At 67.2% G+C, this 7111-nt stretch carries 6 protein-coding genes and 1 pseudogene; all 7 read left to right on the top strand.

The genetic code is table 11. From position 1 onward, the window contains the following. Nucleotides 1–383 (top strand): aldehyde dehydrogenase family protein (locus ACFFIO_RS12465; RefSeq protein ID WP_378042220.1); only part of this gene is annotated, 383 nt, incomplete at its 5' end. A gap of 2 nt (nt 384–385) precedes the next feature. Next, nucleotides 386–1672: a CaiB/BaiF CoA transferase family protein gene (locus tag ACFFIO_RS12460; protein ID WP_236558086.1), complete on the top strand. Its 1287-nt coding sequence runs from the start codon at nt 386–388 to the stop codon at nt 1670–1672. Continuing rightward, nucleotides 1669–2610 carry an enoyl-CoA hydratase/isomerase family protein gene (locus ACFFIO_RS12455; protein ID WP_159554437.1) on the top strand — a complete coding sequence of 314 codons (942 nt, stop codon included), beginning with the start codon at nt 1669–1671 and terminating at the stop codon, nt 2608–2610. The genes ACFFIO_RS12460 and ACFFIO_RS12455 overlap by 4 nt, the downstream gene beginning before the upstream one ends. Before the next feature lie 617 nt (nt 2611–3227). Next, nucleotides 3228–3446 (top strand): ribbon-helix-helix domain-containing protein, encoded by a 219-nt coding sequence (locus tag ACFFIO_RS12450; protein ID WP_159554439.1) that lies wholly within the window; start codon nt 3228–3230, stop codon nt 3444–3446. Beyond that, nucleotides 3446–3760: a type II toxin-antitoxin system PemK/MazF family toxin gene (locus ACFFIO_RS12445; RefSeq protein ID WP_159554441.1), complete on the top strand. Its 315-nt coding sequence runs from the start codon at nt 3446–3448 to the stop codon at nt 3758–3760. Before ACFFIO_RS12450 ends, ACFFIO_RS12445 begins: the two co-directional genes overlap by 1 nt. A 976-nt stretch (nt 3761–4736) precedes the next feature. Continuing rightward, a pseudogene (locus ACFFIO_RS12440) lies at nt 4737–6242 on the top strand (Mu transposase C-terminal domain-containing protein). After that, nucleotides 6239–6898, top strand: a complete 660-nt coding sequence (locus ACFFIO_RS12435) for an AAA family ATPase (protein WP_201301238.1) — start codon at nt 6239–6241, stop codon at nt 6896–6898. Before ACFFIO_RS12440 ends, ACFFIO_RS12435 begins: the two are co-directional and overlap by 4 nt. Nucleotides 6899–7111: the final 213 nt, after the last annotated feature.

Below are 7111 nucleotides of genomic sequence, written 5' to 3'. Positions count from 1 at the left end.
AGGGGCCCCTGACCGAGGGCTTCTACCACGTGCCGACCATCTTCGGCGGGGCCCGGAACGACTTCCGGCTGGCCCAGGAGGAGATCTTCGGCCCCGTGCTCGTCGCGATCAAGTGGAAGGACGTGGACGAGGTCATCCAGATGGCCAACGACTCCCACTACGGCCTGGCCGCGTACGTCTGGACGCACGACCTGGACAATGCCCTGAACACCGCGCACCGGATCGAGTCCGGCTGGGTGCAGGTCAACCAGGGCGGCGGCCAGGTGGTGGGCCAGTCCTACGGCGGGTACAAGCAGTCCGGCATGGGCCGGGAGGCGTCCCTGGAGGGCATGCTGGAGGGCTTCACGCAGATTAAGCAGATCAACGTGAAGCTGCGGGGTTGAGCATGGCCGGGAACAACATGGCCGGGAACAACGCCCTGCCCGACGGCGGCGGGTCACCCGCCGCTGCCGGCGCGGCCCTGCCGCTGGACGGGATCACCGTGATGGACCTGTCCCGGGCCCTGGCGGGACCGTACTGCACGGCGCTGCTGGGTGACCTCGGAGCCGACATCATCAAGGTGGAGTCCGCCAAGGGCGGGGACTCCACCCGGTCCTGGCCACCGTTCGAGGACGAGCACTCGCTCTACTTCGACTCGACGAATAGGAACAAGCAGTCGATCGCGGTGGACTTCTACTCGGAGCAGGGACGGACGCTGCTGTGGGACCTGGCCGTGCAGGCCGACGTGCTGGTGGAGAACTTCCGTCCCGGCGTCCTGGCCACCATGGGCCTGGACCCGGACCGGCTGCGGCTGGTCAACCCCGGCCTGGTCATCGCCTCGGTCTCAGGCTTCGGCACGGTCGGCCCGCTGGCCCAGGCCGCCGGTCTGGACCAGGTGGCCCAGGGCATGTCCGGACTGATGTCCGTGACCGGTCCGGACGCCGACTCACCCACCCGGGTGGGTGTACCGGTGATGGACATCTACGCCGGCGTCTTCACCGCCGTGGGCATCTGCGCGTCCCTGGCCGGCCGGGCGGGCAACGGGGGCGAGGGCCACCAGGTGGGAACCTCCCTGCTGGAGGCCGGCCTGGCCGTCTCGGCGTTCCAGGGACAGAACTACCTCAGCACCGGTGCCGTCCCGGTGCCGCAGGGCAACAACCACCCCGTGCTCTCGCCCTATGGTGTCTTCCGGACGGCCGACATCCCGGCGATCATCGCGGTGGGCAATCAGGCGCATTGGCAGAAGTTCTGCGGAATCATCGGCGCGCCCGAGCTCGAGGAGGATCCGCGCTTCGCCCTGGGGCGTGATCGCTCGGAGCATCGGGCCGAGCTGACCGAGCTGATCGAACAGAAGCTGGTGCACCGGCCTGGGCTGGATTGGATCGAGTCCTTCCGCGCCGCGGGGATCCCCACCGGGCCCATCTACACCTATGCCCAGGCCTTCGAGGACCCCCAGGTGCAGGCCTTGGACATGGTGCAGACCGTCCAGCGGCTGGACGGCTCGGCGCTGCCACTGCTGCGTGGGCCGCTGAGCATCGACGGCACCGCCGCCGGCGTGCGCAAGGCACCACCGGCGCTGGGCGAGGACACCAGGTCCGTGCTCGAGAACCTGGGTTTGGACGAGGGGCAGATCGCCGGCCTCGTCGAGGCGGGCATCGTGCAGGAGCACGCTGTGGAGGCGGCTCGGTCATGACTGAGTCCACGGCAATCGGCGGCTCGGTGGACGTCTCCCAGTCGGGGTCCATCGCCACCCTGACGCTGTCCAACCCCGGGCGGCGCAACACCATGACGGAGGCCATGTGGCGGGCCTTGGAGCCGGCCTGCGCCCGGCTGGCCGATGACGCATCGGTGCGGGCCGTCGTCGTGCGCGGGGCCGGGACGGATTTTTCTGCCGGGGCGGACATCTCCGATCTGCGCGCCATCCTGAAGGATGAGGACTCCGGACATCACGACGGTGGCGCCGTGGCCGCCGGCGAGGCGGCCCTGGCCGGACTGCACAAGCCGACCATCGCCGCCGTCGAGGGCTACTGCCTCGGTGGCGCCTGGCAGATCGCGGCGGCCAGTGACATCCGGCTGGCCTCGTCCGACGCGACCTTCGGGATCACCCCGGCGAAGATCGGGATCGTGTACCCGACAGCCGGGATCGAGCGGCTCGTGCGCATCGCCGGGCCGGCCACCGCCAAGTACCTGCTGTTCAGCGGCGACTTCGTGGACGCCGAGCGGGCCCGCGTGCTCGGCCTGGTCCAGGCGGTCCACCCCGCCGAGACCTTCTGGGACGAGGTGGACACGTTCGTGCAGCGGCTCGCGGCCCGCTCCCAGCTGTCCATCCAGGCCATGAAGGACATCGTGGACACCGTGGTCTCCTCGGGCACCGGGGAAACCGGCGCGGGGGATCTGCAGGCCGCCAGCAACCACTGGCAGCACCTCATGGCCACCACCGGCGACGCCCAGACCGGCATCGGCGCCTTCCTGGCCAAACAGACACCCGAGTTCACCTGGAACGGGGGGCCGGGTACGTCACGCCGCAGTGCAGAGCATGGTGCCAAGGAAGGCGTCCATGCGGACACTGGCGCAGGCATCAGAACCGCGCCTGACACCGATGCCGGGCGTGGAGTCATGAGTGAGCCGTGAAATTCGACTCGGTGGCGCGGGCCCCCCGGAACAGGACCGAGCGGGGGTGGGGCGAGACCACCGACGGCATGGCCTCCGTCACTGTCCTGTTCCGGCTCCGGCAAATCATGATGGCCCGGACCATCGCCAGGGCGAAGTCCCGACCCCGCTGCTGATGCTGCATCCATCCAACACCACGCGCATCACAACGCACGACGCACCGGCAGAGACTGCGCTGGCCTGAGCCTCAACAGGGAGACTCACGGCGTTACCCGAAACCTCCACATGTGCGAGAAGTGCACATGGTTAATCTTCTACTCGACGTAATCGCGCTTAGCGGCGTCCGGAGCCGGGCATTCCGTCCCTGCTGACGCACTCGCGCTCAGCGCCCGCAAGTGACGCTAGCGGGGATGCGGGGAGAACCGATCGCCCCACCACCCTGTCGCCACCTTGGCAAGGAAGCAGCACAGGTGATCTGCACCAGCGGGGGAGTCCTCATGCGTTTGGCGTGTCGACGGTCTGTGAGTCCGACGCTGACGACAGCGATATGGCAGAGCAGGACTCAGGGTTGGTCTTCTCCAGGACATCACATGGGGGCCCTGGTACCGAGATGAATCCCACGATGGTACCATTTGGGCATGACAACACAGATTGCCGTCCGGCTGCCGGACGACGTGGTTGGATATGTCGACACCCTCGTGAAGGAGGGAGTCGGGTCCCGTGCAGCCGTGGTCACCCGCGCGCTGAGGAGGTACCAGCAGCAGCAACAGGCGGAGCGGGACGCCCAGATCCTGGAAGAGACCGGCGATTACGAGGACTTTGCGACCTTACCAGGCTACGCCTCGGTCGAGGACTGATGCGGGACATCCATGTCGCCCACCTGGACAAGGCACGCCCGGTCCTGGTGCTGACCCGCGAGGAGGTGCGCGAGGCCATGAACCGGGTCACGGTCGCGCCGATCACCTCCACGGTCAAAGGCCTGACCACCGAAGTACCCCTAGGTCCGGAGAATGGCTTGGATCACCCGTGTATCGCCAGTTGCGACAACATCATCACCATCGACAAGGCCGCCTTGGGGCACCACATCGGCTTCCTGTTCGACCGCCAAGAAGCCGAGCTGTCCAAGGCCATCATCAGTGCCTTCGCCCTCAGCGTCGACAGCGCCGGCTGAGTGCCCCAGGGCGGGGACTGAGGCAGGCCCCTGTCGGAAGGATCACCGTCAAGAACCTGCCGGACAACGGTCAAACCCGTCAGTGTCCTGTTTCGACCGCGGGCATCGACGACCGGCTGAACCAAGAAAAGCGCGGGATGGATCAACACGGACCCAAAGACAGAACGTCCACTTGATGGGAAAGTACGTTATCAGTTTCCTCGGTGATCGCCGATCGGTGGGCATGGGAGTGCGGCCTGGACGGGTAGGTCTTCCATGAGGGCATCGGCTCCGGCTTAGGGGATGGTGATCCAGCCCTGCTGGCCGCAGAACGGGCATCGTGAGGTCAGGATGTCGGCGCAGTCGTCCTGAAGGCTGTCGTAGATCGTGTGTCGGGTCATGGTCGGTCCTTTCCGAGGCCTCGTCCCGTGCTCAGCTGGTCGGGGTGATGTGGCGTAGGAGCGTGTTGGTCTTCCCCCGTTGCTTTTTTGCCTGCTGGCGACACGCAGTGAGCTGTCCTGGACGGAGCCGGCATCAACCCGCAGGGCGGTACCGACGGAAGTTTCGGAAGGAAGTAAGTGACGAAGGAGCGCCGAGTGAAAGTTCTGACGGTGCCGGCCCCGACGCAGGAGGGGCTTGTGCCGGTGGAGCCAGGACGTACTATCCGCAGGACAGCAGCAAAAAACCGTGGTCCCGGCCCGTCAGGGTCGGGGTCCTGGTCCGCCGTGGTTGTGGGGGGTGCCCCTATGTTCTTCGTCAAGCCGCGGCTGGTGCTTTGATCTCGTAGAGGGTGCCGTCGCGGAGTGGGATTGCTCGCGAGAACGTCAGTGCATTGCTCACTTGTGTCAGTAGATTTCTCACCACTGTCAGTGATCTGATTACACATGTCAGTGCATGCACGGTCGCCTGCCGACGGGGCTGGGCGCACGAGCGCAGAGGAGCCTGGGAGTTGGAAGCAGACGAGCCAGTTGTCAGTGCTGACCTGCCGCGGGAGGCGGTGGTACGGCTGCTGCTGTCCTTGGACGCCGTGGGGCGGTTAACCACTGAGGATGTGCGGTTGGCCGCGGAAGGATCCAATGTCAGCGAGAGGGCCGTGTGGCGTTGGCTCGCCCAGACACGGTCCGAGGAGAAAGTACAGTCACCTCGGGAGCGGTTTGAGGTGACTGATGAGGTCAGGGAGCGGCTGGCGTTCTGGCGTGGGAACGTCTCAGCGGTGCATCGGGAACTCGTCGCCGCCGCAGGTGAGTGCGGGAAGCGCCCGAGCCGAGCGACGATCCAGCGGGCCGTGGCTCGCGACGTTCTTCGTGGCGAGCTTGCCGGACTACGTGGTGGCGAGCGTGCCCGACGCGCACACGAAGTGTTCCTGCGCCGACCGCGCGTGCACCGCAATGAGGTATGGGAGGCCGATCACGTGGAGGCGCCGGTCGAAGTGCTCTTGCCCGACGGTCGGCTGGTCAAGCCTTGGGTGACGTGGTTCATCGACGTGGGAACTGACGCGGTGTGCGGTGCCGCGGTACCGCCGGGCCCACCGAGCCGGGAGAGCATCTTGGCTGCGCTTCGCGCGGCGATCAGTCTGGAGGAGCCCTACGGGCCGCCGGGCGGATTGCCTGGTGCCGTTCGGATCGATCGCGGCAAGGACTTCCTGTCCAAGACGGTGCACAGCGTCCTGGCCGGGTTGGCGGTGCGGGTGGTGGCACTGCCTGGGTACACCCCGCACCTGAAGGGCACCGTGGAGTCACTCAACAACGCGGCCGAGACCATGTTCTTCGCTGCCCTACCGAGGTACACCCACGCGCAGCAGGGTGCCAACGGGAAGCCGACCGATCCCGATGCACCTGCATTGCCGTTCGAGGCGTTCGTTGCCGAGTTCCTTACCTGAGTCCGCTGGTGGAACGGCGAGAACGAAGAGCACACCATAGCGGCCTTGGAGGGCCGGACGCCGTTGCAAGCCTGGGCCCAGGATCTGACCCCGCTGAGCACTGTCCCGGCTGCTGACCTGCGGCTGTTGATGCTGGAGGATGATGGCCGCGCTCGGACGATCACTCCCAAGGGGGTGTCGTGGCGCGGACGGCACTACGTGGCGGCCTGGATGACCGGCCAGGTTGGTCTGGCGGTCCGAGTGCGTCACATGCCGCACCACGAGCACGAGATCGAGGTTTTTGGCGCGACCAGCGGCAAGCACCTGGGCTCAGCAACTTTGGCCGATGCTGCCAGCGCGGAGGAGGTCGCGGCACTGCACCGGGCCCGGAGCGAGCAGCAGCGCCGCCTACGAGCCGATCTGCGGGCCGCGGAGAAGGCACGCAGGGTCCGCTACGCCGCGGCCACCGAGGCGGCGCCGCTCCAACCGGTTCAGGCGGTCACCGCAGAGGCGGCACGAGCCGAGCTCGCCACGGCCCAGAACACCCAAATGCAGGCCGCGGCCCGGGTCGATCTGTTCGCCCCGGGCCCGCCGTCGCCTGAATGGGTACTGCCCCACGCCTCCCAGACCGGCCCGAAGCCATGACCGCCTGGGCCGCCGTGGACGGGGCCGAGGACCACTACCTCGCGCTTCCCGGAGCGAACGTAGTGGCCACCGATGCATTGCTGGCACTTCGGGACAACCTGGTCGACGTCATCACGGCTCGGGCGATGATGTGCGTGCACGGTGACGCCGGACTGGGCAAGACGCTGTCAGTCAACGCCGCTCTGCGGGCGCTGGCGCCGGCCGACGTGTGCCGGGTGCAGTTCCGTGCCCGGCCAACCCCTCGCGATATCCGGCACGTGCTCTTCGAGGCACTCGGAATCGGCGGCAGCCCGCCGAGTCGTCCGATCGAGTTCGACGCGCTCCTCAAAGACGTTCTCGAAGAACGGTTCCGGGTGCTGGTCTGCGACGAAGCCCAGTGGCTCTCACGCGAATGCTTCGAGTTGTGGCGACACCTGTGGGACGACCGCCGCACCAACATCGCCATCGTCTTCGTCGGCGGCGGCGACTGCTACCGGGTGCTTCGCCGTGAACCAATGCTATCCAGCCGCGTTTATGTCTGGCAGGAGTTCCGTCGCCTCACCCCTGAGCAGGTACTCGAGGTCATCCCCGCCTACCACCCGATCTGGGCCGATGCGGACCCCGCCGATATCGCCTTCGCCGATGCTCACGCCGGGCATGGCAACTTCCGTGCTTGAGCCAAGATCACAGCCCACTCGGTGACCGCGCTCGGTCGCCTTGGCCGTCCGACCGGCACCGCGCCGGACCGGGATGTGCTGCGCTGGGCCTTCAGCCGACTCGGCGGCAGCACCTGAGAACCGGCTTCGATAATCCTCCCGCCAGAGCCGTCACGCCGAGCCGTCCGGCGGTGGTGCGGGTGCTTCTGGACCGCACCGACGATATCGCGGTCA

This window comes from Citricoccus parietis (genome assembly GCF_042433045.1).
Lineage (GTDB): Bacteria > Actinomycetota > Actinomycetes > Actinomycetales > Micrococcaceae > Citricoccus > Citricoccus parietis.
The sequence above is the reverse complement of the archived record's forward strand: the minus strand, read 5'-3'. Positions and strand labels throughout refer to the sequence as shown.

Bases quoted from the DNA above. Each gene is read 5' to 3' on its own strand.
- ACFFIO_RS12460 (WP_236558086.1), top strand. From the start codon at position 386: ATGGCCGGGAACAACATGGCCGGGAACAACGCCCTGCCCGACGGCGGC.
- ACFFIO_RS12455 (WP_159554437.1), top strand. From the start codon at position 1,669: ATGACTGAGTCCACGGCAATCGGCGGCTCGGTGGACGTCTCCCAGTCG.
- ACFFIO_RS12450 (WP_159554439.1), top strand. From the start codon at position 3,228: ATGACAACACAGATTGCCGTCCGGCTGCCGGACGACGTGGTTGGATAT.
- ACFFIO_RS12445 (WP_159554441.1), top strand. From the start codon at position 3,446: ATGCGGGACATCCATGTCGCCCACCTGGACAAGGCACGCCCGGTCCTG.
- ACFFIO_RS12435 (WP_201301238.1), top strand. From the start codon at position 6,239: ATGACCGCCTGGGCCGCCGTGGACGGGGCCGAGGACCACTACCTCGCG.